Origin of the sequence: Diaphorobacter aerolatus (genome assembly GCF_014489535.1) — a bacterium.
Classification (GTDB): domain Bacteria; phylum Pseudomonadota; class Gammaproteobacteria; order Burkholderiales; family Burkholderiaceae_C; genus Diaphorobacter_A; species Diaphorobacter_A aerolatus.
Window position 1 is genome coordinate 2,090,120 of sequence record NZ_CP060783.1, and the last position, 25,599, is coordinate 2,115,718.

A 25,599-nucleotide genomic window follows, 5' to 3' on the forward strand; every position below is an offset into this window, starting at 1 on the left:
TAACTCAAGCTCCAGTACGCAGACGCGGTTCCGCCACTCCGGCGGCGCGATTCAACAACATCAGGGTCAGCGGGCCGGCCTGGCCATCGGGCGTGATGCCCTGCGCCAGTTGGAATTGCCGGATGCGCTCGCGCCGCACCGCCGTCGGTCTGCCCGACGTGGGCTTGGCCTTGGCGCCCGGCCAGTTCGACAACTGCTCGTCGAGCCACTCCTGTGCCTCGGGCTGGGTGGCGGGGTCGGCACCTTCGGCGAGCACCTTGGGCGCGCGCCACAGCGTCGTGATTTCACCATGCCACAGCGATGCCAGTTCGCTCACCGGAATCATCGTCTGCGAGCCGTTGGCGCCCTCTAGCCACGCGTCCTCTTCATTGAGCGCCACGAGCACCGCGTTCACCCTGGTGGCTTGGCCGTTGCGGTTGTTCGAGACCAGCGTGAGCAGCACCGGCCGGTTGAGCTGGCGCACGAGCGCGAGACCGGCCTTGCGATTGCGATAACACTGCACGCCGCCGCGCGCGAGCGCGGGACAGGGATCGGCGCTCTTGCCGTGAGCTTGAGGTTCCAGTGGGACGCCAGCACCTTCCATGCGGCAAAACCGTCGTCGCCGGTCTGCGCGCCAGAAACTGGTCAAGACTCATCTGCGAGGCTGCGGGCGAAACAGCCGCCGATGAGGCGCTGTCCGAAGCGGTCTCGGCGGCCACGGGCTGAGACGCAACGGAAGAAGCCTCCGCAATCGCAGCGGAAGCCGCGACCACGGGCTCACTCGCAACGCTTGCAGGCGCGGCAGCAGCCGCAGCGCCCGATGGCAACCCGGATGCCGAAGACTTCGCCGCCGCAGCGCTGTCACGCGCGGGCTCTCCACGCAAGGCCCAGCCCGCGCCTCCTGCCACCAGCGCGAGCGCCAGCGCGCTCACGGGCCACCACATGCGGCTCGACGAAGTGGCGCGTTGGTCCGCATTTGCATGCGTGGCCGCCCTGCTCTTTTTTGCGTCGAAGACCTCTCGCGCGGCCTGTTTGACGACTGCCTCGGAGACCTCGCGCGAGCCCGCCGAATATGCGCCAAGCAGCGACCGATCACACAGCAGATTGATGCGCCTTGGCACGCCGCCCGTCAGCGCATGCACGCGTTGCAAGGCCTTGGAGCCGAAGGGCGACGGGCCCTTCAAACCCGCAACGCTCAGGCGGTGCGCGACATACTGGCGCGTCTCATCAAGGCTCAGCGCATCAAGGTGATAACGCGCAATCACGCGCTGCGCGAGTTGCTCCATCGACGGCTCGGCCACCATGGCGCGCAGCTCGGGCTGGCCGATCAGGATGATCTGCAGGAGTTTGCGCTCGCTGGTTTCGAGGTTGGTCAACAGACGCAGTTGTTCGAGCACGTCGGGCGCGAGATTCTGCGCCTCGTCGATGATCAGCACGTTGTTGCGACCGCGTGCATAGGAGTCGAGCAGGAACGCATTCAGCGGATCGATGCAGTCCTTGACGGTCTCCGAGCCCGGCACCGCCGGAGCGTGCGCGACCCCGAATTCGTCGCAGATTGATCGCAACAGCTCCAGCACCGTGAGTTTGGGATTGAAGATGTAGGCCACGTTGCAGTGCGCCGGGATCTGCTCCAGAAAACAGCGGCAGACCGTGGTCTTGCCGGTACCGATTTCCCCGTCAGCAGCACGAAGCCGCCACCCGCGTCCAGCCCGTAGAGCAGGTGTGCGAGCGCTTCGCGATGGCGGTCGCTCATGAACAGGTAACGCGGATCCGGTGCGATGGAAAAAGGCTGGTGTTCCAGCCCGAAAAACGAGGCGTACATGGTGTCGAGGATAACGCCTGAGTGAATCAACCCCGTGACGGCGCAAACGAGGCTGGCATGCGCGCGGGAATAAACAGATAAAAGCGTCCGAACATCATCGAAAACCCTTGAAAGCACCGGGATGTCCGGGTTTTGTCACCCACTTCACCACAGCAGGGTTAGACCCGTGAGGACTAACCCGCAAATTGTCAGCGCAAAGACATATAGGCGTCAAAGTTCTTTCTACCATCTGCAACATCTTGATGTACACGTCCGTTGCTTTTTGCAATGGGCTCATCGGTTCACCCACTGGATAGGTACAGGAATGAAGACGACGTTCCCCCATTTGCTGCTGCGACACGCCGCCGAGAGACCGGATGCAGCAGCCTTGCGCGAGAAAGAGTATGGCATCTGGCAGACCTGGAGCTGGCGCAGGGCCGCGACCGAGGTACGCCAGATGGCCTGTGGCCTGCTCGCTCTGGGATTTGAACGAGGATTGAATCTTGCGTTCGTGAGTGACAACCGGCCTCACGTCTATCTGGGCTTCGTTGCGGTGCAGAGCATTGGCGGTGTGCCGATTCCGTTGTATCAGGACGCCGTGGCTTCGGAAATGAACTTTGTGATGCGGGACGCCGAAATCGCCTTCGCGTTCGCAGAAAATCAGGAGCAGGTGGACAAGTTACTCGAGGTTCGCGAGACCGTTCCCTCGATTCGTCACATCATCTATGACGACCCGCGCGGCCTGCGTAAGTACGATGCTCCCGGACTCATCAGCACCGAAGACCTCATGAAACAAGGTGCGGAGTGGGATCGGGCGAACCCCGGCGCATGGGAAAGAATGGTGGAAAGTGTCGAGCCGCATGACGTCTCGGTCATTCTCTACACCTCGGGCACCACCGGCACGCCCAAGGGCGTTTGCCAGACGCACAGCAGCTTCGCCGGCTCTGCCCAGGGCGCCATCGAAGTGGACAAGCTGAACCCGTCCGACAACGTGATCTCCTATTTGCCGCCAGCGTGGGTCGGTGACCATCTTTTCTCGTTCGCGCAATGGCTGTCGGCAGGGTTCACGATCAACTGCCCCGAATCGGCGAGCACGGTCAACATCGATCTGCGGGAAGTCGGGCCTACTTACTACTTTGCGCCTCCACGTATTTTTGAAGGCATGCTCACCTCGGTGTCGATCCGCATGGAAGATGCCGCAAAGCCCAAGCGCTGGCTGTTCGAGAAATGCATGGATCTGGCGCGCCGCGTCGGCTCCGACATTCTCGACGGCAAGTCAGTGAGCGCTATGGATCGCTTCAAGTACAAGCTCGGAGATGTCTTCATCTACGGCCCGCTGCGCAACGTGATGGGCCTGTCGCGCATTCGGGTGGCGTACACCGCCGGCGCGGCGATTGGCCCGGACCTGTTCCGCTTCTTTCGCTCCATCGGCATCAACCTCAAGCAGCTCTACGGTCAGACCGAAACCTGCGCCTACGTCTGCATCCAGCGCGACCGTGCGGTCAAGCTCAACAGCGTGGGCCGCGCGGCGCCCGGCATTGAACTCAAGATCGCGGACAACGGCGAGGTGCTGGTCAAGGGCGTTTCGGTGCTCAAGGAATACTACAAGCGTCCCGACGCGACTGCCGAGGTGATCGACGCCAACGGCTACTTCCATACGGGCGACGCGGGTGTGCTCGATGCCGATGGCGACCTGCGCATCATCGATCGCGCGAAGGACGTCGGCAAGATGAACAGCGGCGCGATGTTTGCGCCCAACTACATCGAGAACAAGCTCAAGTTCTTCCCGCACATCAAGGAAGCCGTGTGCTTTGGCAACCAGCGTGACAAGGTCTGCGCGTTCATCAATATCGACTACGAGGCAGTAGGCAACTGGGCCGAACGCCAGAACCTGCCCTACGGTGGCTATGTGGACCTCGCCACCAAGCAGATGGTCATTGCCTTGATCGGCGATTGCATTGCGCAGGTCAACAAGGATCTGGCCGCCGAGCCCGGAATGGCCGACACGCAGGTGGCGCGTTTCCTCGTGCTGCACAAGGAACTCGACCCGGACGACGATGAACTGACGCGCACCCGCAAGGTGCGACGCAACTTCATCGCGGACAAATATGGTGTGCTCGTCGATGCGCTTTATGGCGGCAAAACCGAGCAATTCATTGAAACCCAGGTGAAGTTCGAGGACGGTCGCAAGGGCAGCGTGAGTGCCACGCTGGCGATTGCCGACGCCAAACGCCACCCAGCGGTCGCCTGAGACGCAAGCGAGGCAAGCACCCATCATGAGCAACGACAAGAAGATCGGCGATGTCATTCTGGACATCAACAACATCAGCCTCAGATTCGGCGGCGTGAAGGCGCTCACCGACATCTCGTTCAACGTGAAGGAGCACGAGATCCGCTCCATCATCGGCCCGAACGGCGCAGGCAAGAGCTCCATGCTCAACTGCATCAACGGCGTGTACACGCCCAGCGAAGGATCGATCACCTTTCGCGGCAAGACCTTTGATCACATGAACAGCCGCCAGGTGGCGGAAATGGGCGTGGCGCGCACGTTCCAGAACCTCGCGCTGTTCAAGGGCATGAGCGTGATCGACAACATCATGACCGGCCGCAACCTCCAGATCAGAAGCAACATCCTGCTGCAGGCATTGCGCATTGGCCCCGCCGAGCGCGAAGAGGTCCGGCACCGCGAGTTCGTGGAACACATCATCGACTTCCTCGAGATCCAGGCGTTCCGCAAGACGCCCGTGGGCCAGTTGCCCTACGGCCTGCAAAAGCGCGTCGATCTTGGGCGCGCGCTGGCCATGGAGCCCCAGGTGCTGCTGCTCGACGAGCCGATGGCCGGCATGAACGTCGAAGAAAAGCAGGACATGTGCCGCTTCATCCTCGACGTGAATGACGAATTCGGCACCACCATCGTGCTCATCGAACACGACATGGGCGTGGTCATGGACATCTCGGACCGCGTGGTCGTGCTCGACTACGGCAAGAAGATCGGCGACGGCGCACCCGACGAAGTACGCAACAACGAAGACGTGATCCGGGCCTACCTCGGCACGAGTCATTGAAGGAGCACGAGCATGGGATTTTTTCTCGAAACCTTGTTCGGCGGCCTGATGGTCGGAACGCTCTACGCGCTGATCGCCATCGGCTTCGTGCTGATCTTCAAGGCATCCGGCGTTTTCAACTTCGCGCAGGGCGCGATGGTGCTGTTCTCGGCGTTGGCCATGGCCCGCTTCTCGGAATGGATACCGCAGTGGCTCGGCATGGCGCCGGGGCTCGTCGGCAACCTGCTCGCCATCGTGGTCACGCTCGTCATCATGGTGATCGTCGCCTATCTGATCGAACGCTTTGCGCTGAGCCGCCTCGTGAATCAGGAGCCCATCGCCCTGTTGATGGCGACGCTCGGCATTGCGTACTTCCTCGATGGCTTGGGCCCGCTGATCTTCGGCAGCCAAGTCTACAAGATCGACGTCGGCATGCCCAAGGATCCGACGTTCATTCTCGATGGCATTTTCCCGGGCGGCGTCATGATCAGCATGGAGGATCTGTATGCGGCCTGCATTGCAGCGGTGCTGGTGATCTGCCTGAGCATCTTCTTCCAGAAAACCAAGACGGGCCGCGCACTGCGCGCAGTGGCCGATGACCACCAGGCTGCGCAGTCCATCGGTATTCCGCTGTCGCGCATCTGGGTGATCGTCTGGTCGGTCGCGGGCGGCGTGGCGCTGGTCGTGGGCATCATCTGGGGATCGAAACTGGGTGTGCAGTATTCGCTGTCGCTGGTGGCACTGAAGGCGCTGCCAGTGGTGATCCTGGGCGGCCTGACATCGCTGCCGGGTGCCATCATCGGCGGCCTGATCATCGGCGTGGGCGAGAAGCTCTCCGAGGTGTATCTGGGTCCGCTCGTGGGTGGCGGCATCGAAACCTGGTTCGCCTACGGACTTGCCCTGTGCTTTCTGCTGGTGCGGCCTCAGGGGCTGTTCGGCGACAAGATCATTGACCGCGTGTAAGAGGGAAAACAGACCATGTTTTATCGTGAAAGCGGTCAGTTCAAGACCACCTACAAGGCCGATCAGCAAATCTTCGCCGTGGCGCAGGATCGCTACGCCATCCTGCTGGTACTGGCGATTGCATTTCTGGTGATCCCGTTTGTCGCCAGCGACTACACTTTCCAGGCCATCCTGATTCCGTTCGTGATCATGTCGCTCGGGGCCATCGGTCTCAATATCCTGGTGGGCTACTGCGGGCAAATTTCGCTGGGCACGGCGGCCTTCATGGCCGTGGGCGCTTACGCGGCATACAACTTCCAGTCGCGCTTTGAAGGCATGCCACTGCCGATTTCGCTGCTCGGCGGCGGCCTCGTGGCGATGGTGTTCGGCGTGATCTTCGGTCTGCCCAGCCTGCGCATTCGCGGTCTCTATCTGGCGGTTGCCACGCTCGCGGCGCAGTTCTTCGTGGACTGGCTCACGACCCGCGCCGCATGGGTCACCAACAATTCCTCCTCGGGCTCGGTGAGCGCCGGAACACTGTCGATTGCGGGATGGAAGATCGACACTCCGATGGAGAAATATCTGCTGTGCCTGATCATCCTGTGCCTGCTCGGCCTCGCGGCTAAGAACCTCGTGCGCAGCGCGATTGGCCGCGAATGGATGGCCATGCGCGACATGGACGTCGCGGCCTCGGTGATCGGCATTCGCCCGGTGTATGCCAAGCTGTCCGCGTTCGCGGTCAGTTCATTCATCGTCGGCATCGCCGGCGCGCTCTGGGGCTTCGTGCACCTGGGTGCCTGGGAGCCCGCGGCATTCAGCCTGGACCGCTCGTTCCAGTTGCTTTTCATGGTGATCATCGGTGGCCTGGGCTCGATCGTCGGTGGCATCTTTGGTGCCGGATTCTTCATCCTGCTGCCGCTCGTGCTCAATCAGATTCCGCACTGGCTGGGCCTGCCGCTGTCCACCGCGACGGCAACCTATCTGGAGCACATGATTTTTGGTGCATTGATCGTGTTTTTCCTGATTGTCGAACCGCACGGTCTTGCCAAGCTGTGGGCGACGGCACGTCAGAAATTGCGCGTCTGGCCGTTCCCTCACTGATCACTGCGCCGTTGATTTTTCGTTTTTCCGTGACTCATCGAAGACACCACGAAAGAGTGTCAGCAAACCCCGGGATTCGTCCCACCACCGTTAGGAGACTTCAAACATGATGTTGAGAAAAGTTGCGATCGCTGCTTCCACCGTTGCGGCAGCAATGGGCGCCATGTTGGCAACACCTGCTGTACACGCACAGGAGCAATTTGTGCCACTGCTGGTGTACCGCACCGGCCAGTTCGCGCCTCTGGGAATCCCATGGGGCGATGGCAAGCAGGACTACCTGAAGCTCGTGAATGCGCGCGGCGGCATCAACGGCGTGAAGATCAAGTTCGAGGAATGCGAAACCGCTTACGACACAGCCAAAGGTGTTGAGTGCTATGAACGCCTGAAGGGCAAGGACGGCGGCTCATCGGGCTTTGACACCCAATCGACCGGTATCACGTTCGCGGTGACCGACAAGGCGCCCGGCGACAAGATGCCCGTGATCACGCCCGGCTACGGCCTCTCGCAAGCGGTGGACGGCAAGGTGTTCGAGTGGAACTTCCCGCTGCTCGGCACGTACTGGACCGCCGCCGACTCGATGATCCAGGACATTCTGAAGAAGGAAAAGGGCAGCCTCAAGGGCAAGAAGATCGCGCTCGTCTATCACGACTCGCCGTACGGCAAAGAGCCCATTCCGCTGCTGCAAAAGCGTGCCGCGAAAGATGGCTTCGAGCTGACACTGCTGCCGGTTACCGCGCCTGGCGTGGAGCAGAAATCGACATGGCTGCAGATCCGCCAGCAACGCCCCGACTACGTTTTGCTGTGGTCTGCGGGCGTGATGACGCCAACCGCCGTGCGTGAAGCGCAGGCCACGGGCTACCCACGCGAGAAGATGTACGCCGTGTGGTGGGGTGGTTCGGACCATGACGTGAAGGACATCGGCGCGGGTGCCAAGGGCTACAACACCGTGACGATCCACAACACTGCGGACCGTGACAAGGTGCTCGATGAAATCAAGACCCAAGTCTACGACAAGGGACAGGGAACGGCCAAGAGCGCCAGCGAAATCGGTCAGCTCGCCTACAACCGCGGCGTGATGATCGCCATGCTGCAGGTGGAAGCCATCCGTGCCGCACAGGAAAAATACGGCAAGGGCAAGGTGGTGACGTCCGAGCAAGTGCGCTGGGGTCTGGAAAACCTGAACCTCACGCAAGAGCGTCTGAACGAGCTTGGCTTCGGCAAGATGCTGCGCCCCTTCAAGACCAGCTGTGACAACCACATCGGCGCCGACTGGGCACGCATCGCCACCTGGGACGGCTCCAAGTTCGTGGTCGGCTCCGACTGGTATCAGGCGGACAAGTCCATGGTCGATCCGCTCGTGAAGGAATACGCGGACAAGTACGCCAAGGAAAAGAACGTCAAGACGCGTTCCTGCAGCTAATGCTGTGACCCTAGCGCCCGTTGCGCGTCGGCATCTGACGCGCAACGGGCGTATCGCAACCTCGATATCCGACCCATCACCACATCAAGAGGACATTGCATGAGCGATACCTTAACAACCCAACCGCACTCTACGGCTGCCGCGCCGCTGGTGGAAGTCAACGGTATCGAGGTGATCTACAACCACGTGATCCTCGTGCTCAAAGGCGTTTCGCTGTCGGTGCCGCAGGGACGCATCGTGGCCCTGCTCGGCGGTAACGGCGCCGGCAAGACGACGACGCTGCGCGCGATCTCGAACCTGCTCAAGGGCGAGCGCGGCGAAGTCACCAAGGGTGGCATCACGCTCGAAGGCCAGCGCATCGAAAACCTCTCGCCCGCCGAACTCGTCAAGCGCGGCGTGGTGCAGGTGATGGAAGGCCGTCATTGCTTTGCCCACCTGACGATTGAAGAAAACCTGCTCACCGGCAGCTACACGCGATCGGATCGCGGGGAAATCGCTGCCAATCTCGAGAAGGTCTACAACTATTTTCCGCGTCTCAAGACACGTCGTACTTCGCAGGCGGCCTACACCTCGGGCGGCGAGCAGCAGATGTGCGCGATCGGACGTGCCTTGATGAGCAACCCGCGCATGGTGCTCCTGGACGAGCCGTCGATGGGTCTCGCGCCGCAGATCGTTGACGAGGTATTCCACATCGTCAAGGACCTGAACACCAAGGAAGGCACGACCTTCCTGCTGGCCGAGCAGAACACCAACATGGCGCTCAAATACGCCGACTACGGCTACATCATGGAAAGTGGCCGCATCGTGATGGATGGCGAAGCGCAGTCCTTGGCCAACAACGAGGACGTCAAGGAGTTCTACCTCGGCGTGGGCGGCGGCGAGCGCAAGAGCTTCAAGGACGTGAAGAGCTACAAGCGCCGCAAGCGCTGGCTGGCTTAAGTCCGGCCCATCGCTCACCCACCGGTTTTTCATTTTTCGGCCACCTCCCGAAAACCCCCACTTAACTCGGGCGGCTCCATGCGGCCCGAGTGCCCCAGGAAATTGTCATGACGTCCTTCTACGATGCACTGGAAACCCGCGACCCGAAGGATCGCGAGGCTGCGTTGATGGCCGCACTGCCTGCGCAGGTCGCGAACGCGCAAAACAAATCCAAGGCGTTTGCGGACATTCTCGCGGGCGTCGATGCCGCATCGGTGACCAGCCGCGAGGCGCTCGCCAGACTGCCCGTCACGCGCAAATATGAGCTGCTCGAACGCCAGCAGAAGGAGCGCGCAAACGACCCTCTCGGCGGCTTCAGCACGCTGGCTTTCGGCGCGGCAATGCCGCGCATCTTCGCGAGCCCCGGCCCCATCTACGAACCCGAGGGCACGAAGAAGGACTACTGGCGCATGGCACGTGCCCTGCATGCCGCTGGGTTTCGCAGCGGCGAGCTGGTCCACAACAGCTTCAGCTACCACTTCGTGCCCGCGGGCTCGATGATGGAAACCGGCGCGCATGCGCTCGGCTGCACGGTTTTCCCCGGGGGCACGGGCCAGACCGAGCAGCAGGTGCAGGCCATGGCGGAACTCAGGCCCGCGGGCTACATCGGCACACCCAGCTTTCTCAAGATCATTCTGGAGAAGGCCGCAGAACAGGGCGTAAAGCTCGGCAGCGTGACCAAGGCCCTGCTGTCTGGCGAGGCGTTTCCGCCGTCGCTGCGTGACTGGATGGCCGAGCGCGGCGTCGCCGGTTACCAGTGCTATGCGACGGCCGATCTGGGCCTGATCGCCTACGAAACCGAAGCCCGCGAAGGTCTGGTGCTCGACGAGAGCGTGATCGTCGAAATCGTGCGCCCGGGCACCGGCGATCCCGTCGCGGAAGGCGAAGTCGGCGAACTGGTGATCACCACGCTGAACGCCGACTATCCCCTGATCCGCTTTGGCACGGGCGATCTCTCGGCGGTTCTGCCGGGTCACTGCCCGACGGGACGCACCAATACCCGCATCAAGGGCTGGATGGGTCGCGCCGATCAAACGACGAAGGTGCGCGGCATGTTCGTGCATCCGGGTCAGGTGGCGACGGTCACCCGGCGTTTTCCGCAGATCGCCAAGGCGCGCCTGGTGGTCAGCGGCGAGATGGCGAATGACCAGATGACGCTGAGGGTCGAGACCAGCGAAACCGCCGCAGGCTTTGCCGCACAGGTGGCGGAAGCGCTGCGCGATGTGACCAAGCTGCGCGGCGAGATCGAAATGGTCGCGCCCGGCACCCTGCCCAACGACGGCAAGGTGATCGAGGACGCACGCAGCTATCAATGAATGGCCGTCTGCTATTTGGGCAACCACCTAGCACAGCCATCTTTCACGAAATTGACGTCCAGAGCCGCAAACACCACTCTGAATGTCAATTTGCCGCATCAATGGGTAGCGATCAAGAGAATAGGTGCTCACTTCTCAGTGGTTTCCTTGATGCAACCTACGGCAATCTTTTTTACCATTGCGCCCTCTGTCACCAGGACCCTGTATGAAGAAGACATTCAAGTTCGCAGTCGCCGCCGTCGCGGTGTTCGCCGCATTCGGCGCATCCGCCCAGACCTTCCCTGAGAAGGGCAAGACCATCACCATCGTGGTTCCGTTCACCGCCGGTGGCCCCACCGACCGCGTGGCGCGCGATCTGGCCGAAGCCCTGCGCAAGCCGCTGGGTGGCGCCACCATCGTGATCGACAACACCGCAGGTGCGGGCAGCTCCATCGGCATGGCCAAGGTGGCACGCGCCAATCCGGACGGCTACACACTGCTGCTGAACCACATCGGCATGGCGACCGTGCCCGGCCTGTATCGCAAGCTGCCCTTCAATGTGGAGAAGGACTTCGAGTACATGGGCATCATCAACGACGTGCCCATGACGCTGGTCGGCAAGCCCACGCTGACTGCCAACAACTACAAGGAACTGAGCGCCTGGATCACCGCCAACAAGGGCAAGATCAACCTGGCCAATGCTGGCATCGGGTCCGCATCTCACCTGTGCGGCCTGCTGTTCCAGAGCCAGTTGAAGACCGAGATGACGCCCGTGCCGTACAAGGGCGCCGCACCCGCGATTGCCGACCTGATGGGCAATCAGGTCGATCTGCTGTGTGACCAGACCACTAACACGACGCAGCAGATCGAAGGCAAGAAGGTCAAGGCCTACGCCGTGACCACGCCCAAGCGCCTGAGCACGCCCGCGCTCAAGGATCTGCCGACGTTGCAGGAAGAAGGCCTGAAGGGCTTTGAAGTGACGATCTGGCACGGCCTGTACGCGCCCAAGGGCACGCCTGCCGCCGTGATCAAGACCGTGAACGACGCGCTCAAGGTGGCTTTGAAGGATCCGACTTTCGTGAAGAACGAAGAGGCTCTCGGTGCCGTGATCGCCAATGACGACCGCCTGACACCCGAAGGCCACAAGAAATTCGTGATCAGCGAAATCAACAAGTGGGGCCCGATCATCAAGGCCGCGGGCGCTTACGCGGACTGATCCGGCTGCGCCGTACCGGGATCGCCGAGCCTGGTGTCGGTTATCCCGGTGACGATTCCAAAAAAGGTGGCCTCTTTCGAGGCCACCTTTTTTGCTGCCCGGCTGTCGAAAACTTACCAGATTACGTCGTTGTTCTCGGCCGCGCTGCGGCGCAGCATGTCGATGAACGGGATTGCGCGCTGGCGCAGTTCCACGAGTTCACCTTCGGAGACGTTCTGATCGTCCTCGGCGGCATTGTCGGATTCGGAAATCTTGTCCTTGTCGGCACGGCCCAGATTCTCTTCGGCCACTACGGCCTTTTCGAGCGCGGCAATGGCACCGGGAATCTGCGCGACGGTCACGATGCCGTGGTGTTCATTGGGGTCCTTGCCGATGATCGTGAGGATCTGGCGAGCATTGGGCTCGAGCATGATGACGTCGGCCGTCGAGCGGGATTTGAATTTGTAGAGCATGTCAATTTCGCTTTGCGTTGTTCATTCAGTAGGTGGATGACGATGATCGCGGACCTCATGCGACGGGCACGCCCGGCGCCTGCGCCAAGGGTGCCGGCTCCGGTGACGCATACATGTAGTCACGGGTGAAAGGATAAACCGATTGAGCACCGGGCATCGCACCCGTCTGTAGGTCGCCATCGGGTCGTGCCGCCAGCAACTGGTGCAAGGAGATCCAGCCGCGCTCGAATCCGATGGCGCAGCCCGCGAGATAGAGGCGATAGGCGCGCAGTGCCTTGCCGCCTTGCTCGTCGCCGTGCTGACGGTTGAGAATGCGCGCCGCCTCGCCCAATTGCGACTCGAGCGCGTCCGACCAGCTCCACAGCGTCTTCGCGTAATGCGGGCGCAGGTTTTCGGTGTCCACCATTTCGAGCCCGCCCAGCGCCAGATCGCGCTGCACCGTGCTCACATGCATCAGTTCACCGCCCGGAAAGATGTAGCGCTCGATGAAATCGCCCATGCCGGCGCCCAACTGCGGATTGTCCACGCCGCCGGACGTGATGCCGTGGTTCATCAGCAGGCCGCCGGGCGCAAGCAGTTCGCGCACCGTCCTGAAATAGGCCACCATCTGCGCGCGGCCCACGTGTTCGAACATTCCCACCGAAGCGATCTTGTCGAACGGCCCTCGCTCCTGAGTTCGCGATAGTCGACGAGCTTCACGCGCACCCGGCTGCCCAGGCCGCGCTGCTCTATGAGTCGCTGCACATGGGCGAACTGGTTCCTGGACAGCGTGATGCCGGTCGCATCCACGCCGTAGTTCTCGGCGGCCCACAGCAGCAGTGCGCCCCAGCCCGCGCCGACGTCGAGAAAGCGCTCTCCCACATGCAGATGGAGCTTGCGGCAGATGTGATCGAGCTTGGCCTCCTGGGCTTGCGCCAGCGAGAGGCCAGGCGTGCGGAAATAGGCGCACGAATACACGCGGCGCGGATCGAGCCACAGCGCATAGAAGTCGTCGGAAAGGTCGTAGTGGAACTGGATGTTGCGCGCGTCATGCGACAGCGTGTGCACCGCCATCGAGCGCGTGCGCATGATGACGCGGTGCCACCAGTTGCGGCCATCGGCGTCCTTGGGGTCGAGCTTGAGCAGGGACGCAGCCGCCGCCATCAACTGCCGCATGCTGCCATCGATGGCGACGCGGCCCTCGACAATCGCGGCGCCGACATTGCCGATTTCACCCATCGCAAACGCCACCATGGACAAGCGATCCTTGAAGCCGAGCCGGACTTCGGGATCCTTGGCTCCAAGGCGTTTGCCATCTGGCAGTTGTACCTGAATGCTGACTGGTGACGCTGCAAGGCTGAGCTCGAGCGACTTCATCAAGTCTTTCACACCGGCCCCCGACAGAATATTTAACAATCTCGATTTTTCGTGCCAGAGTGCACGATAGTCAATGGATCGTGTCCTACAGGATTGCTGGCACCATTCCGATGCCGTCGTTCACGCGCTCGTCACGGCGAGACAGTGACGCTTTGCAGCGAAAACGCCGAACCCCCAAGTGAAATCGCCGCTCAAATAGCCGACTTTTGATCCAAGTTGCCACAAATATGGCCTAATAGCGGGTTTAGTGGATTTTTTCTCTAGGAGCCAATCATGGGCAACAAGATCGTTACCGAAGCAGACCGCAAGCGCACTCCCCGTCCAACTCCCATGCCCGGCATGCCGGTCGCCACTGGCGGCCGTGGCCAGCGCGTGAGCCTGGAGCGTGGTGTGTCCACCCGCAGCAAGAAGAACCCTGGCAAGCGTCCGCACCAAGGTTGATCCGCTAGGAATCCGTTTCTTTCTGCGCATTCGCCATGTGCGCGCCGTTCAGCCACTGAACCGCTGCACATCGCGAATGGCGCGCGCCCTTGGCCTTTAGCCTCGCGAAAAATCAACTGGGCTGCGGCACCGTGAACTGCTCGCGCGCCTGCGTCGCCGCCTTGCGGACGTGACACCCCTCGATATGGTCGTTGACCAGACCCATGGCCTGCATGAAGGCATACATCGTGGTCGGTCCGACAAAGCTGAATCCCCGCTTCTTGAGATCCTTGGACAGCGCCTGTGACGCCGCCGTCGCCGTGAGTGCGCGCGCCGCCTCGTAGGTATGAATCTCGGGCCGATCCTGTTGCGCAAGCGGCGCATAGCCCCACACATACGCGCCGAGCGAGCCGAATTCACGGCGCAGCTCGATCACCCGTTTGGCATTGTTGATGGTTGACTCGATCTTGCCGCGATGACGCACGATGCTCGCGTCGGCCAGCAGGCGGGCGATGTCCTTCTCGCAAAAGCGCGAAAGCTCCTCGGCCTCGAAGTGGGCAAAACCCGCGCGAAAGGACTCGCGCTTCTTCAGGATGGTGATCCAGCTCAGCCCCGCCTGGAACCCTTCGAGGCAGAGCTTCTCGAACAGGCGGCGCTCGTCATCGACGGGAAAGCCCCATTCGTGATCGTGATAATGCTTGTAGAGCGGCGAAGCCTCGCACCAGAAGCAGCGCTGATGGCCGCTGTCGTCGGTAAAGAGTCCCGCCACGCTGTCGGTTGATTGCTGCTTGTTTTCGGCCATGCGAATATTGTGCCGCGAAACCCGAAAATACTGTACGTCCATCCATGAAAAAAGCCCTCCGCCTTGCATCGTCCGTGCTCACCGTGCTGGCATTGGGCGCATGTGCGTCGTCGGGGGACAGCATCATCGGCTACTACTGGCAGTCGTTTCGGGGCCACATGGATCTCATGGGGTCGGCCCGGCCGCTCAACGATTGGATCAACGACACGAGCCAGAAACCGGCCCTGCGCGAACGGCTGGAACTGGCCCTGCGCGCGCGGCAGTTCGCCATCGACGAACTCGGCCTGCCCGACAACGCGAGCTACCGCCGCTATGCGCAACTGGGCCGCAGCGCCGCCGTCTGGAACGTGGTCGGCGCGCCGCCTTACTCGCTCAAGCTGCACACCTGGTGTTTTCCGGTTACGGGATGCATCGGCTATCGCGGCTATTTCGCCGAGGCCGACGCCAAGGCCGAGGCCGAGCGACTCGCGCAATCGGGGCTTGAGGTCAGCGTCTATCCGGTGCCGGCGTATTCCACGCTCGGCTATTCCAACTGGCTGGGCGGCGACCCGCTGCTCAACACCTTTGTCGGCTGGCCCGAGGGTGATTTTGTTCGACTGCTGTTTCACGAACTCGCGCACCAGGTGGTCTATGCATCGGGCGACACGGCGTTCAACGAATCCTATGCCACTGCGGTCGAGCGTCTGGGCGTCGATCAATGGCTCCGCGAACATTCCACCGACAAGGCACGGGCCGAATTCGCAACCAGCGAAAAACGCCGCGCGCAGTTTCGCGCGCTGACGCGTGACGCGCGTGCACAGCTATCGCGAATCTACACGGCGGGCGACACTGAGACTGCGGCAGGTCGCGCTGAACTGCACGCGCAAAAGCAAGGCGCCATGCAAGCCTTCCGCGAAGCCTACGCGCGGCAGCGCGAACGCTGGATCAACGAAGACGGGGTGCGGCCCGAGCAGCTTGCGAACCTCGACCGCTGGGTCATGGACGCGAACAACGCGAGCTTCGGCGCGCAGGGTGCCTATGACGATCTGGTGCCCGCGTTCATCGCCCTGTTTGAACAGCAGGGACGCAACTGGCAGCGGTTTCACGCGGCGGTGCAGGCCCTGGCCGACGAGCCGCAGGACGCGCGTCTCGCGCAGCTCAGGGCGCTGGTGCCAACGACGCATATCGGCTCGATTGCGCAGCCGCCTGCCGCGGACCGCTGATGCCAGCGGCTCGTGGGTGCTAGCCGCGCAGGGATTCGATCAGGTCGATGTATTGCTGCTTGGCGTCGTCAGTGCTCGTGTCCTTGAGCTTCTCCCATGCGTCCCACTTCGCACGACCGACGATGTCGGAGAAGCTGGGCTTCTTTTCCTCGTTGTCACCCACCGTGGCCTGCTTGTAGAGCGCGTAGATCTTGAGCAGCGTCGGATTGTCGGGACGCTCGCTGAGCAGCTTGGAATTGGCGACGGCGGTTTCAAAAGTGGCGTTCAGATCGGACATCGTTATCTCCTTGAAATGACTATGGACTGCGCGCCAGTGTAGCCAAAAATCCAAAGATTGCGAACGGTCGTGCTATTTTTCTTCGGCACCCACGCGCCGCCGCCTTTCATTCGCCGCACAGCCCGTCCACGGCCTGGAACATTGCCTGCCGGGATTGACTGATCACCATGCCCTTCCAGGTCTCGGACTCGTCGTAGAAGGCGTTGCGCATCTGCGCGCGAATTTGCACGGCGAGCATCTCGTCGGCGTCGGGGTGCAGGCTCAGCCATTGATCGGCGCGCAGCGCCTGCAGCACCTGGACGGCGGCAATCGTGCCGAATTCCAACGTCAGGCCGGTGAATTCCGCCTGCGGGCATTCTTCGTGAATGCAGCCATACATCTGGCCCGTCAGTTCCGAGGAAGCGGACGCGCCATCGCCCGCCACCGTGACCGGCGTGGCCCCGCCACCATCCCACCAGCGCACGGCGCGCTGCCGGTCTTCGGCCTGGTTGCGGCCCGCGTAGATGCGCTCGCCATGGCCATAAGGCCCCAGCCCGGTGTGCAGATCGAGCCAGGCGATCCGCCTGGCGCTCCGGCCATGGGTCTGCAATATCGCACGCAGGGTCCGGTGGCTCCAGGTTGGCGCGTTGCCGCCGTAGAACAGCCCGTCCGCATGCTGGTATTGACCGCGACTGATGACGGCCTGCAGGGCCGCCTCGCCGCGCGTCGCCACCAGTCGGCCCAGCGCCATCTCGTTTTGCAGCGACGGTGGCCATTGCGCGGGCAGCAGGATTGGATGCAGCTCGTCGTATTCCGGGTTGGCGGGCAGCGGCCTCGTGAAGTCGATGAAGTTGCGGTTGAGATCCACGTTGTCTTCGGTGACCCGGCGCCGGAAGGAAAAACCGTGCGGATTGAGCGCGTGCACATACAGCACCGCCACGCCGTTCGCGCGCGCCTTTTCGCGCCACTCGTCGTCGTACAGCGCGAACACCTGCACGCCGCTGCCGCACAGGCCCTCGACGCCGTGACAGCCGCTGCTCACGATCAGCAAACGCTCGGCGTCGGGCTCTCCGTCCAGCGCCACGTCAACCGCCAGTTCCTCGCCTTCGAGTCCAGGAAGCGGATGCCGGTGCTGCATGAGCGCGATTCCCGCCGTTGCCAGGCCCGCGATGAAGCGGGCACGCGCCAACGCGTAGCAGTCGGCAAATGCAGAGGAGATGGCGATCATGGCGTGTCCTGCGGTTTCAAGAATCGCCGACATGTTCACGCGCATGCGTGAAAACCGCATGGCAGTATGCGAAAAAGGGGATTGCGAGGGCCAGTCGCCCTCACCCTCGCGCCGAATCACTTCACTGTGGGATCAGCCAGCCACTGTTGCGCGAGTTCGACCCAGTAGGTCGCGCCCAGGGGAATCAGATCGTCGTTGAAGTCATAGCTCGGGTTGTGCAGCGTGCACGGTCCTTCGCCGTGGCCCATCTCGCGGTGCGCACCGTCGCCATTGGCGATGAAGCAGTAGGCACCGGGCTTTTCCATGAGCATGAACGAGAAGTCTTCTGCGCCCATGGTGGGTTCCTGATCGAGCACCTGGGCATCGCCGACGATGCCGCGCATCACCTTGCGCGCGAACTCGGCCTCGGCGGGCGAGTTGATCGTGGGCGGATAGTTGCGGTTGAGCTCGAAGTCGCAGGTCGCCTCGAAGGCCGAGCAGATATGCTCAGCCACCTCGCGCATGCGGCGCTCGAGCAGATCGAGGGTGTCGATGCTGAAGGTGCGCACCGTGCCCTGCATCTCGCAGGAATCGGGCACCACATTGTTGGCCTCGCCCGCATGGATCATCGTGACGGAGATGACGCCCGCCTCGATGGGCTTCTTGTTGCGGCTGATGATGTTCTGGAAGGCCTGCACCATCTGCGCGGCAATCGGCACGGGGTCGATGCCCATGTGCGGCATGGCGGCGTGGCTGCCCTTGCCGTGAATCGTGATCGTGAAGTCGTTGCTCGATGCCATGACCGGACCGGGGCTCACCGCGAAGCAGCCAGCCGCCATGCCAGGCCAGTTGTGCATGCCGAACACGGCCTGCATCGGGAATTTCTCGAACAGCCCATCCTTGATCATCTCGCGCGCGCCACCGCCGCCCTCTTCCGCAGGCTGGAAGATCAGGTACACGGTGCCGTCGAAATGACGATGCTGGGAGAAATACTGCGCCGCCGCGAGCAACATGGCCGTGTGACCGTCGTGGCCGCAGGCATGCATCTTCCCGGAGTGCTTGCTCGCGTGTTCGAAGGTGTTGAACTCCTGCATCGGCAGCGCGTCGATATCGGCGCGCAGGCCGATGGCGCGTCCGCAGGCACCGCCATCGCGGCCCTGAACAATGCCGACCACACCGGTCTTGCCCATGCCGCGATCAATGGGAATGCCCCACTCCGTGAGCTTGGCCGCCACCAGATCGGCGGTGCGCACCTCTTCAAAACACAGTTCCGGATGAGCGTGGATGTCGCGGCGCACGGCCGCGATGGACGCCGCTTGGGCGACGATGGAATCAATGACTTTCATTTGCTGGCTTTCTTGAGGCCTGGCCCTCGAAGCTGCCCCGGCGCGGCGCGCGCTTGATTTTTCGCGCCGCCCGAAGGACAAAGGTTCAGGCGCTGGTCGAATCGGCAGTCTAGCCCGGCAGCACGCAGCGCGCTACCGGGTTCCTACCGTCCCAACCAGGCGATAGCCGCCCGACAGGATGTTCCTGTTACGTTACACGCGCACCTTGCCGTCGCCGGTCAGCATCGACAGCTCGACAAACCGCGACTTGGCCGTCTGCGCCTGGAACGCCACCGGGAATCCGGCGACCTGCTGGCCATTGAGCGCGTCAAGCGCCGTCACGAGCGATTCCCGCGTGAGCTTGGTGCCCGACGCGGCGCGGCGCAGACCCTCCGACAGCACGCGAGCGGCCAGGAAACCCTCCATGCTCGAATAGTTGGGCGCCATGTTTTTTCCGCTCTTGGCAAGCACGGCGAGGAACTCGCGCGTCACCGGGTGCGTGGTCTTGAAAGGCGATGGCACGACCTGGGTCACCACCACGCCTTCGGCCTCCTTGCCGAGCGCGGACTGCAGCGCAGCCGTGCCGACGAACGAGACGTTGTAGAACTGGCCGCCATAACCCGCAGCGCGCGCCTCGCGCACGAAACCGGCGCTTGCGGCATAGGTCGTGATCTGCACGATCACGTCGGGCTTTTCGGCGACGAGCTTCTGCACGGCTTCCTTCACGTTGGAGGAATTGCGCTCGACCGTTGCAGCCGCCACCGGCGTCAGGCCTTCTGGTGCCAGCGCGGCGGTCACGCCCTCCAGACCCGACTGACCGTAGGCGTCATTCTGGTAGAACACTGCAATCTTCTTGAGCCCCAGTCCAGTGAGCTGTCGCACCATGAGCGCCGTCTCATCCGCATAGGACGCGCGCACGTTGAACACCAGTTGGCGCAGCGCCGGCTGGCGCAGGGCCTGCGCGCCCGTGAGCGGCGCAAACAAGGGAATGCGTGCCTGCTGGATCAGCGGCAACGCCGCCACGCTCGTGGGTGTACCCAGATAGCCGAACAGCGCGAACACGTCGTCGGCAATGAAGCGCTTGGTGTTGGCCACGCAGCGCTCGGGCTCGTAACCGTCGTCGAGCACGCGAATGCGCACTTCGCGCCCGTTGACGCCGCCGCGCGAATTCAGGTCGTCGAAAAACAGCTGTGCGCCGTGGTGGTATTGCACGCCGAGTTCGGCGGACAGGCCGGAGAGCGCGCACGACTGCCCCAGCACGATGGGATTCGATTCCTGCGCGCGCGCCGCGGGCAGGAATCCCGCCGCCGCGGACGCCGCCAGGGTCGCAACAAACTGCCTGCGGCCACCATGAACCGCATCACTCATCGGCTTCCCGAAGCCCTCTTTTCGCTGTGAAACATCATCATCCTCTGCATGAAACCAAGATCGACCTGACAACGCCGCAGGCCCTTTTCAGGGTCGGCGCCACGGGTTCCTCATCACCGGACAATCGCTGCGTTGCGGGCCGTTTCGCGGGCTCGAAGGAGCGCCAGCTTCACGCGCACCCCGCAACGCGCTAGAGTGGCCCGTACGGCAAAACCCATCGGCGGCGAATACCAGCTTGCATATGTCAACAAACGTATTGATAGTTAACAATAACTGAAATTTCGCGTGTTTTTGCTAAAACTAGTAAGTATTTACCCACTAATTTTTGCGACAAGTTGAAACACATGCAGCACTTTCACAACATTGTCATCACGACGAAAGGGGCGTGCCCCCACGACTGCCCGGACACCTGCGCGCTGGTCACCACCGTCATTGACGGCGTCGCCACCAAGGTGAGCGGCAATCCGGACCACCCGTTCACCGGTGGCGTGCTGTGTGCCAAGGTGAGCAAGTACACGGAACGCACCTATCACGCCGAACGCGTGCTGCAACCGCTCAAACGAAGCGGCCCCAAGGGCAGCGGCCAGTTCACACCGGTTTCATGGGACGAAGCACTGAGCGACATCGCCAGCCGCCTGCACGCCATCGCCGCTCGAAACCCGGAGGCCGTGCTGCCCTACAGCTATGCCGGCACCATGGGCATGGTGCAGGGCGAGAGCATGGATCGCCGCTTCTTTCACCAATTGGGCGCTTCGCTGCTGGACCGCACGATCTGCTCGACCGCCGGGGGCGAGGCGCTCCTGCACACCTATGGCGGCAAGCTCGGCATGCGCGTGCAGTTCTACGCCGAGAGCCGGTTGATCCTGATCTGGGGCAGCAACAGCATCGGCAGCAACCTGCATTTCTGGCGTTTCGCACAGGAGGCCAAGCGCAACGGAGCCCGCCTGATCTGCATCGACCCACGCCGGAGCGAGACCGCCGACAAATGCCACGAGCATCTGCAACTGCTGCCCGGCACCGATGCGGCGCTGGCGCTCGCGCTGATGCACGAACTCATCGTGAACGACTGGCTCGACCACGACTACATCGCGCGCCACACGCTGGGCTGGGACGAACTCAGGGAACGCGCCCTGCAATGGCCGCCCGAACGCGCGGCCGAGGTCTGCGGCCTGCCCGTTGCACAAATCCGGCAGCTCGCGCGCGACTACGGCACCACCCCCAAGGCCGCGATCCGGGTGAACTATGGCGTGCAGCGCACGCGCGGCGGCGGCAACGCCATTCGCGCGATTGCCTGCCTGCCCGCACTGACCGGTGCGTGGCGCGACCGCGCGGGCGGATTGCTGCTGTCGTCGTCAAGCATCTACCCGTTCAAGCGCGCCGCATTGCAACGCCCGGACCTGCTGGTCCAGCGCCGCCCGCGCACCATCAACATGAGCGCGATTGGCGATGCCCTGCTGCACGCGGGTGATGCGCAATTCGGCCCGCGGGTCGAGGCCCTGGTCGTCTACAACAGCAACCCGGTGGCCGTCGCGCCCGACTCGGTCAAGGTTGCACAAGGCTTTGCGCGCGAAGACCTGTTCACCGTGGTGCTCGAACATTTCATGACCGACACGGCAGACCAAGCCGACTACGTGCTGCCCGCAACCACCCAGCTTGAGCACTGGGACATCCACGGCAGCTACGGCCACAGTGACGTGCTGCTCAACCGCCCCGCCATCGCACCCGAAGGCCAGGCGCGCAGCAATGCGCAGATCTTCCGCGACCTGGCCGCGCACATGGCAAGACTCGATCCAGCATTCGCCGCGCCGCATTTTCAGGATGACGATGAGGCGCTGTGCCGCACCGCGATCGCAGGCACGAACGTCGACCTCGACAGCCTGATGCGCGATGGATTCGCGAGCCTCGTCGTCCCCGACGCACCGTTCGCCGATGGCGGATTTCAAACCCCGTCGGGCAAATGCGAATTCGTCAGCGAAAACCTCGCGCGGCTCGGTGTCAACGCCCTGCCCGATCACGTTCCCAACTACGAATTGCCGGGAAGCGACCCGCGCTATCCACTCGCGATGATTTCCCCGCCTGCGCGCAATTTCTTGAACTCAACTTTTGTGAACGTCAAAAGCCTGCGCAACAGCGAGGGACGCCCGCTGCTCGAGATGCATCCCGACGACGCGGCATCGCGCGCCATCGCCGATGGCGACCGGATCCGCGTGCACAACGCGCGCGGCGAGCATGTCTGCCACGCGTCCATCAATGGCCGCGCACGTCAGGGCGTGGTGGTGGGTCTCGGCATCTGGTGGCGCAAGAACGGCGAGAACGGAACCAACGTGAACGAACTCACGCACCAGCAGCTCACCGACATCGGACGCGGTCCCTGCTTCTATGACTGCGTCGTGCAGGTCGAGAAGTGCGCGGCCTGAGGTGGGCTTAGGGCCTGCTCACACAATCCACGGGGTCGCGCAAGCCCGAAGGGTTGTGCAGCGTTGGGTGAACAGGCCCTAGTCCAGCTTCACGCCGGTCGCCTTGATGATCGGCCCCCAGCGTTTGGCCTCCGCGCGCGCCATGGCGTGGAACTGCTCGGGCGTACCGGCGAGTGACTCCATGCCGAAGTCCTGCATGCGCTTGACGACGTCGGGCGCGGCCAGAGCCTTGTTGAGTTCGGCATTGAGGCGCGCCGTGATGTCGGCAGGCAGCCCCGCAGGCGCGAGCAGGCCCTGGAATGCGTAGACCTCGGTGTCCTTCACACCCGCTTCCGCGAGCGTGGGCACGTCGGGCAGCAGCGGCGCGCGCCTGGCCGAACCAATGGCAAGCGCCTTGACCTTGCCCGACTGGATGACCGACAGTCCCGCTGCCAGATCGAGAAACATGCACGGCACCTGTCCGCCCATCACATCCTGCACCGCAGGCGCAGCGCCGCGATACGGAATATGCGTGAGAAAGGTCTTTGTACGGAACTTGAACATTTCCATCGCCAGGTGGTGCGGCGATCCATTGCCCGGAGACGCGTAGTTCACCTGGCCGGGATGGGCTCGCACGTAGGCGAGAAAGTCCTTGAAGGTCAGGCCTTCCTTGAAGTTCGGGTTCACCACCAGCACCAGCGGAAAACGCGTGAGCCCGCCGACGTAGGTGAAGTCCTTTTCGGGATGGAACGGCAGCTTGGTGAACAGGTATTCGTTGTAGGCGAGCACGGCGTTGTCAGCCGAAAGCACGGTGTAGCCATCGGGTTTGGCGGTCGCCACGATCTGCGCGCCGATATTGGTCGACGCGCCGGGCCGGTTGTCCACCACGATCTGTTGTCCAAGCGACGGACGCATCGCTTCGGCCACGGTGCGCGCCAGCACATCGGTGCCGCCGCCTGCGGGATAGGGAACGACCCAGCGGATCGGCTGATGCGGGTACGCCGACTGCGCATGCACCCAGGGCGTGACCGCTGATGCACCGGCCAGGGCGATGGTGCGCTGTAGCAGGTTTCTGCGCTGCATGGATGAGTCTCCTTGTGATGAATGAGTTCTGGTTTTTCGCAATGCTCAGACCGCTGCCGGATCGGCAATCGCCTGCTCGATGGCGCCGAAGATGCTCTGCCCCGCCTTGTTCTTCATCTCGATGCGGATGGTGTCGCCGAACTTCATGAATTCGGTCTTGGGCTGGCCGTCCTGAATGGTTTCGATGCAGCGCTTTTCGGCGATGCAGGAATAGCCCTTGGACCAGTCCTTGTTGCTCACCGTGCCGCTGCCGACAATGGTTCCGGCGCGCACGTTGCGGGTCTTGCAGATGTGCGCGATCAACTGGCCGAAATGAAAGGTCATCTCCGGCCCGGCATCGCACATGCCCACGCGGCGGCCATTCCAGGTCGATTGCAGCGTGAGATTCACGCGGCCCTTGTCCCAGGCATCGCCCAGTTCATCGAGCGTGATCGCCACCGGACTGAACGCGGTCGCCGGCTTGCTCTGGAAGAAGCCAAAGCCTTTCGCCAGTTCGGCGGGAATGAGATTGCGCAGGCTCACGTCGTTGGCAATCATCATCAGACGAATGCCATCGAGCGCCTGCTCGGGCGTGGTGCCCATCTTCACGTCGCCCGTGATCACGGCGATCTCGGCCTCGAAATCAATGCCCATGGCCTCGCTCGGCACGACGACGTCGTCGCACGGGCCGATGAAATCATCGCTGCCGCCCTGGTACATCAGCGGATCGACGTAGAAACTCTCGGGCACCTCGGCGTTGCGCGCCTTGCGCACCAGCTCGACGTGATTGATGTAGGCCGACCCATCCGCCCACTGATAGGCGCGCGGCAGCGGCGCCATGCACTGTGCAGGGTCAAACGGAAACGCGTGGCGACCGCGTCCGGCGTTGAGCTGCACGGAAAGATCCTGTAGTTGCGGCGAGATGAAATTCCAGTCATCGAGCACCTGCTGCATGCGGTCGGCAATGCCCGTCGCGTAGTGCGCCGTGCTCAGATCACGCGAGACCACGACGAGTTGTCCGTCACGGGAACCGTCTTTGTAAGTGGCTAGTTTCATGGCGGCAAATCTCCTGAGCTTGCTTGGCTGACGCGTCGCTTCTTTCATCATGCACGAGCATGAATTACGATACGTGGAATTGATTCAACAAAAAATAATTTCAAAATTCTAGTTCAGATGCAAAAGGAACGTGCCGGCATTCAATCCGTGGAAGTGGGTTTTGCGCTGCTCGACGCGCTGACACGCTCAAACGGGCCTTTGATGCTCAAGGATCTGGCCGCCGCCGCGGGCATGAGCGCGGCCAAGGCGCACCGCTACTTGGTGAGCTACCAACGGCTGGCGCTGGTCGTGCAGGATCCGCGCAGCAGCCGCTACGACCTGGGGCCTGCCGCGCTCAAGCTCGGCCTGGCCTCGTTGTCGCGACTCGACGCGGTCCGGCTGGCGCGCGAACGCGTGCCGCAGTTGCTCGACCAGATCGGCCACACCATGGCGCTTGCCGTCTGGGGCAATCGCGGTGCGACGCTGGTGCATTGGGAAGAGTCGCCGCAGCAGGCGATCACCGCGAATCTGCGCCTCGGGGACGTGATGCCGCTGTTGTCCTCGGCAACCGGCCGCTGCTTCGGCGCCTGTCTGCCGCGCGACAAGACCGCAGCGCTCATTGCAGAGGAACTGCAACTTGCCCAGCGCCACAAGCGCGCCGACATGCCGCTCACTCCAAAGGCCGTGGACGCCATGTTCGGCGAGGTGCGCGAGCATGGCTGCGCACGCGTGGTGAACACGCTGCTACCGGGCATCGCCGCGTTCTGCGCGCCGGTGTTCGACTCCGACGGTCATCTGGTGCTGGGCATGCTCACGCTCGGCTCGGTAGCGACGTTCGACGTCGAATGGGATGGCGCCATTGCCACGCCGTTGCGCGCGGCGGCGGCGCAATTGTCCAGTGATCTGGGTTGGGTCGGCCCGCCCTTGTCGAACACTTAGGGA

Annotated in this window: 20 protein-coding genes and 2 pseudogenes; 12 read left to right on the forward strand and 10 right to left on the reverse strand. The window is 62.6% G+C overall.

Features of this window, described 5'->3' with window-relative positions; translation table 11 throughout:
- Window positions 1–4: 4 nt before the first annotated feature.
- Window positions 5–1,801 (reverse strand): annotated as a pseudogene (locus H9K75_RS09630) (AAA family ATPase).
- Between the two features lie 304 nt (window positions 1,802–2,105).
- Here H9K75_RS09630 and H9K75_RS09635 point away from each other — a divergent pair.
- The 8 genes from H9K75_RS09635 (at window position 2,106) to H9K75_RS09670 (ending at window position 11,776) form a co-directional block, all read left to right on the forward strand.
- The gene (locus H9K75_RS09635; RefSeq protein WP_187725608.1) at window positions 2,106–4,031 is read left to right on the forward strand and encodes an AMP-dependent synthetase/ligase; all 1,926 of its coding nucleotides are present in this window, start codon (window positions 2,106–2,108) and stop codon (window positions 4,029–4,031) included.
- A gap of 25 nt (window positions 4,032–4,056) precedes the next feature.
- Window positions 4,057–4,845: an ABC transporter ATP-binding protein gene (locus tag H9K75_RS09640; protein ID WP_187725609.1), complete on the forward strand. Its 789-nt coding sequence runs from the start codon at window positions 4,057–4,059 to the stop codon at window positions 4,843–4,845.
- Between the two features lie 12 nt (window positions 4,846–4,857).
- A complete protein-coding gene (locus H9K75_RS09645) occupies window positions 4,858–5,787 on the forward strand; it encodes a branched-chain amino acid ABC transporter permease (protein WP_187725610.1) in 930 nt (309 codons plus the stop codon).
- Between the two features lie 15 nt (window positions 5,788–5,802).
- Complete coding sequence (locus tag H9K75_RS09650; RefSeq protein WP_187725611.1) at window positions 5,803–6,867, forward strand: branched-chain amino acid ABC transporter permease; 1,065 nt, start codon at window positions 5,803–5,805, stop codon at window positions 6,865–6,867.
- A 106-nt stretch (window positions 6,868–6,973) separates the two neighbouring features.
- A complete protein-coding gene (locus tag H9K75_RS09655; RefSeq protein WP_187725612.1) occupies window positions 6,974–8,287 on the forward strand; it encodes an ABC transporter substrate-binding protein in 1,314 nt (437 codons plus the stop codon).
- 99 nt (window positions 8,288–8,386) lie between these two features.
- Entirely contained in the window at window positions 8,387–9,226 is an 840-nt protein-coding gene (locus H9K75_RS09660; RefSeq protein ID WP_187725613.1) for an ABC transporter ATP-binding protein, read from the forward strand.
- 107 nt (window positions 9,227–9,333) lie between these two features.
- Window positions 9,334–10,581: a phenylacetate--CoA ligase family protein gene (locus H9K75_RS09665; RefSeq protein ID WP_187725614.1), complete on the forward strand. Its 1,248-nt coding sequence runs from the start codon at window positions 9,334–9,336 to the stop codon at window positions 10,579–10,581.
- 205 nt (window positions 10,582–10,786) lie between these two features.
- Window positions 10,787–11,776: a tripartite tricarboxylate transporter substrate-binding protein gene (locus H9K75_RS09670; protein ID WP_187725615.1), complete on the forward strand. Its 990-nt coding sequence runs from the start codon at window positions 10,787–10,789 to the stop codon at window positions 11,774–11,776.
- Window positions 11,777–11,889: 113 nt separating this feature from the next.
- On the opposite strand, the gene H9K75_RS09675 is transcribed toward H9K75_RS09670, so the two are convergent.
- Window positions 11,890–12,228 carry a DUF1840 domain-containing protein gene (locus H9K75_RS09675; RefSeq protein WP_187725616.1) on the reverse strand — a complete coding sequence of 113 codons (339 nt, stop codon included), beginning with the start codon at window positions 12,226–12,228 and terminating at the stop codon, window positions 11,890–11,892.
- A 55-nt stretch (window positions 12,229–12,283) separates the two neighbouring features.
- Window positions 12,284–13,596 (reverse strand): annotated as a pseudogene (locus H9K75_RS09680) (class I SAM-dependent methyltransferase).
- Window positions 13,597–13,857: 261 nt separating this feature from the next.
- On the opposite strand from H9K75_RS09680, the gene H9K75_RS09685 reads away from it, so the two are divergent.
- Window positions 13,858–14,025, forward strand: coding sequence for a hypothetical protein (locus tag H9K75_RS09685; RefSeq protein WP_187725617.1), 168 nt, complete (start codon window positions 13,858–13,860; stop codon window positions 14,023–14,025).
- Window positions 14,026–14,137: 112 nt separating this feature from the next.
- On the opposite strand, the gene H9K75_RS09690 is transcribed toward H9K75_RS09685, so the two are convergent.
- Entirely contained in the window at window positions 14,138–14,806 is a 669-nt protein-coding gene (locus H9K75_RS09690; RefSeq protein ID WP_187725618.1) for a DNA-3-methyladenine glycosylase I, read from the reverse strand.
- Between the two features lie 44 nt (window positions 14,807–14,850).
- Here H9K75_RS09690 and H9K75_RS09695 point away from each other — a divergent pair, with 44 nt between their 5' ends.
- Window positions 14,851–16,008: an aminopeptidase gene (locus H9K75_RS09695; protein ID WP_187725619.1), complete on the forward strand. Its 1,158-nt coding sequence runs from the start codon at window positions 14,851–14,853 to the stop codon at window positions 16,006–16,008.
- A 19-nt stretch (window positions 16,009–16,027) separates the two neighbouring features.
- Here H9K75_RS09695 and H9K75_RS09700 read toward each other — a convergent pair whose 3' ends face one another.
- The 4 genes from H9K75_RS09700 to H9K75_RS09715 form a co-directional block, all read right to left on the reverse strand.
- Window positions 16,028–16,285 carry an acyl-CoA-binding protein gene (locus H9K75_RS09700; RefSeq protein WP_187725620.1) on the reverse strand — a complete coding sequence of 86 codons (258 nt, stop codon included), beginning with the start codon at window positions 16,283–16,285 and terminating at the stop codon, window positions 16,028–16,030.
- Window positions 16,286–16,391: 106 nt separating this feature from the next.
- Window positions 16,392–17,492 (reverse strand): M14 family metallopeptidase, encoded by a 1,101-nt coding sequence (locus H9K75_RS09705; RefSeq protein WP_187725985.1) that lies wholly within the window; start codon window positions 17,490–17,492, stop codon window positions 16,392–16,394.
- A gap of 116 nt (window positions 17,493–17,608) precedes the next feature.
- A complete protein-coding gene (locus H9K75_RS09710) occupies window positions 17,609–18,817 on the reverse strand; it encodes a M20 aminoacylase family protein (protein WP_187725621.1) in 1,209 nt (402 codons plus the stop codon).
- Window positions 18,818–19,009: 192 nt separating this feature from the next.
- Window positions 19,010–20,164, reverse strand: a complete 1,155-nt coding sequence (locus H9K75_RS09715) for an ABC transporter substrate-binding protein (RefSeq protein ID WP_187725622.1) — start codon at window positions 20,162–20,164, stop codon at window positions 19,010–19,012.
- 344 nt (window positions 20,165–20,508) lie between these two features.
- On the opposite strand from H9K75_RS09715, the gene H9K75_RS09720 reads away from it, so the two are divergent.
- Window positions 20,509–22,581, forward strand: coding sequence for a molybdopterin-containing oxidoreductase family protein (locus H9K75_RS09720; protein WP_187725623.1), 2,073 nt, complete (start codon window positions 20,509–20,511; stop codon window positions 22,579–22,581).
- A 78-nt stretch (window positions 22,582–22,659) separates the two neighbouring features.
- Here the strand turns inward: H9K75_RS09720 and H9K75_RS09725 are convergent, their stop codons facing one another.
- Together H9K75_RS09725 and H9K75_RS09730 are read right to left on the reverse strand one after the other, a co-directional pair.
- Window positions 22,660–23,643 (reverse strand): Bug family tripartite tricarboxylate transporter substrate binding protein, encoded by a 984-nt coding sequence (locus tag H9K75_RS09725; RefSeq protein WP_187725624.1) that lies wholly within the window; start codon window positions 23,641–23,643, stop codon window positions 22,660–22,662.
- A 45-nt stretch (window positions 23,644–23,688) separates the two neighbouring features.
- A complete protein-coding gene (locus H9K75_RS09730; protein WP_187725625.1) occupies window positions 23,689–24,678 on the reverse strand; it encodes a fumarylacetoacetate hydrolase family protein in 990 nt (329 codons plus the stop codon).
- Between the two features lie 117 nt (window positions 24,679–24,795).
- On the opposite strand from H9K75_RS09730, the gene H9K75_RS09735 reads away from it, so the two are divergent.
- Entirely contained in the window at window positions 24,796–25,596 is an 801-nt protein-coding gene (locus tag H9K75_RS09735; protein ID WP_187725626.1) for an IclR family transcriptional regulator, read from the forward strand.
- Window positions 25,597–25,599: the final 3 nt, after the last annotated feature.

What these genes read in the sequence shown, in the direction of transcription:
- H9K75_RS09635 (WP_187725608.1), top strand. Translation starts at nt 2,106, where the DNA reads ATGAAGACGACGTTCCCCCATTTGCTGCTGCGACACGCCGCCGAGAGA.
- H9K75_RS09640 (WP_187725609.1), top strand. Translation starts at nt 4,057, where the DNA reads ATGAGCAACGACAAGAAGATCGGCGATGTCATTCTGGACATCAACAAC.
- H9K75_RS09645 (WP_187725610.1), top strand. Translation starts at nt 4,858, where the DNA reads ATGGGATTTTTTCTCGAAACCTTGTTCGGCGGCCTGATGGTCGGAACG.
- H9K75_RS09650 (WP_187725611.1), top strand. Translation starts at nt 5,803, where the DNA reads ATGTTTTATCGTGAAAGCGGTCAGTTCAAGACCACCTACAAGGCCGAT.
- H9K75_RS09655 (WP_187725612.1), top strand. Translation starts at nt 6,974, where the DNA reads ATGATGTTGAGAAAAGTTGCGATCGCTGCTTCCACCGTTGCGGCAGCA.
- H9K75_RS09660 (WP_187725613.1), top strand. Translation starts at nt 8,387, where the DNA reads ATGAGCGATACCTTAACAACCCAACCGCACTCTACGGCTGCCGCGCCG.
- H9K75_RS09665 (WP_187725614.1), top strand. Translation starts at nt 9,334, where the DNA reads ATGACGTCCTTCTACGATGCACTGGAAACCCGCGACCCGAAGGATCGC.
- H9K75_RS09670 (WP_187725615.1), top strand. Translation starts at nt 10,787, where the DNA reads ATGAAGAAGACATTCAAGTTCGCAGTCGCCGCCGTCGCGGTGTTCGCC.
- H9K75_RS09675 (WP_187725616.1), bottom strand. Translation starts at nt 12,228, where the DNA reads ATGCTCTACAAATTCAAATCCCGCTCGACGGCCGACGTCATCATGCTC.
- H9K75_RS09685 (WP_187725617.1), top strand. Translation starts at nt 13,858, where the DNA reads ATGGGCAACAAGATCGTTACCGAAGCAGACCGCAAGCGCACTCCCCGT.
- H9K75_RS09690 (WP_187725618.1), bottom strand. Translation starts at nt 14,806, where the DNA reads ATGGCCGAAAACAAGCAGCAATCAACCGACAGCGTGGCGGGACTCTTT.
- H9K75_RS09695 (WP_187725619.1), top strand. Translation starts at nt 14,851, where the DNA reads ATGAAAAAAGCCCTCCGCCTTGCATCGTCCGTGCTCACCGTGCTGGCA.
- H9K75_RS09700 (WP_187725620.1), bottom strand. Translation starts at nt 16,285, where the DNA reads ATGTCCGATCTGAACGCCACTTTTGAAACCGCCGTCGCCAATTCCAAG.
- H9K75_RS09705 (WP_187725985.1), bottom strand. Translation starts at nt 17,492, where the DNA reads ATGATCGCCATCTCCTCTGCATTTGCCGACTGCTACGCGTTGGCGCGT.
- H9K75_RS09710 (WP_187725621.1), bottom strand. Translation starts at nt 18,817, where the DNA reads ATGAAAGTCATTGATTCCATCGTCGCCCAAGCGGCGTCCATCGCGGCC.
- H9K75_RS09715 (WP_187725622.1), bottom strand. Translation starts at nt 20,164, where the DNA reads ATGAGTGATGCGGTTCATGGTGGCCGCAGGCAGTTTGTTGCGACCCTG.
- H9K75_RS09720 (WP_187725623.1), top strand. Translation starts at nt 20,509, where the DNA reads ATGCAGCACTTTCACAACATTGTCATCACGACGAAAGGGGCGTGCCCC.
- H9K75_RS09725 (WP_187725624.1), bottom strand. Translation starts at nt 23,643, where the DNA reads ATGCAGCGCAGAAACCTGCTACAGCGCACCATCGCCCTGGCCGGTGCA.
- H9K75_RS09730 (WP_187725625.1), bottom strand. Translation starts at nt 24,678, where the DNA reads ATGAAACTAGCCACTTACAAAGACGGTTCCCGTGACGGACAACTCGTC.
- H9K75_RS09735 (WP_187725626.1), top strand. Translation starts at nt 24,796, where the DNA reads ATGCAAAAGGAACGTGCCGGCATTCAATCCGTGGAAGTGGGTTTTGCG.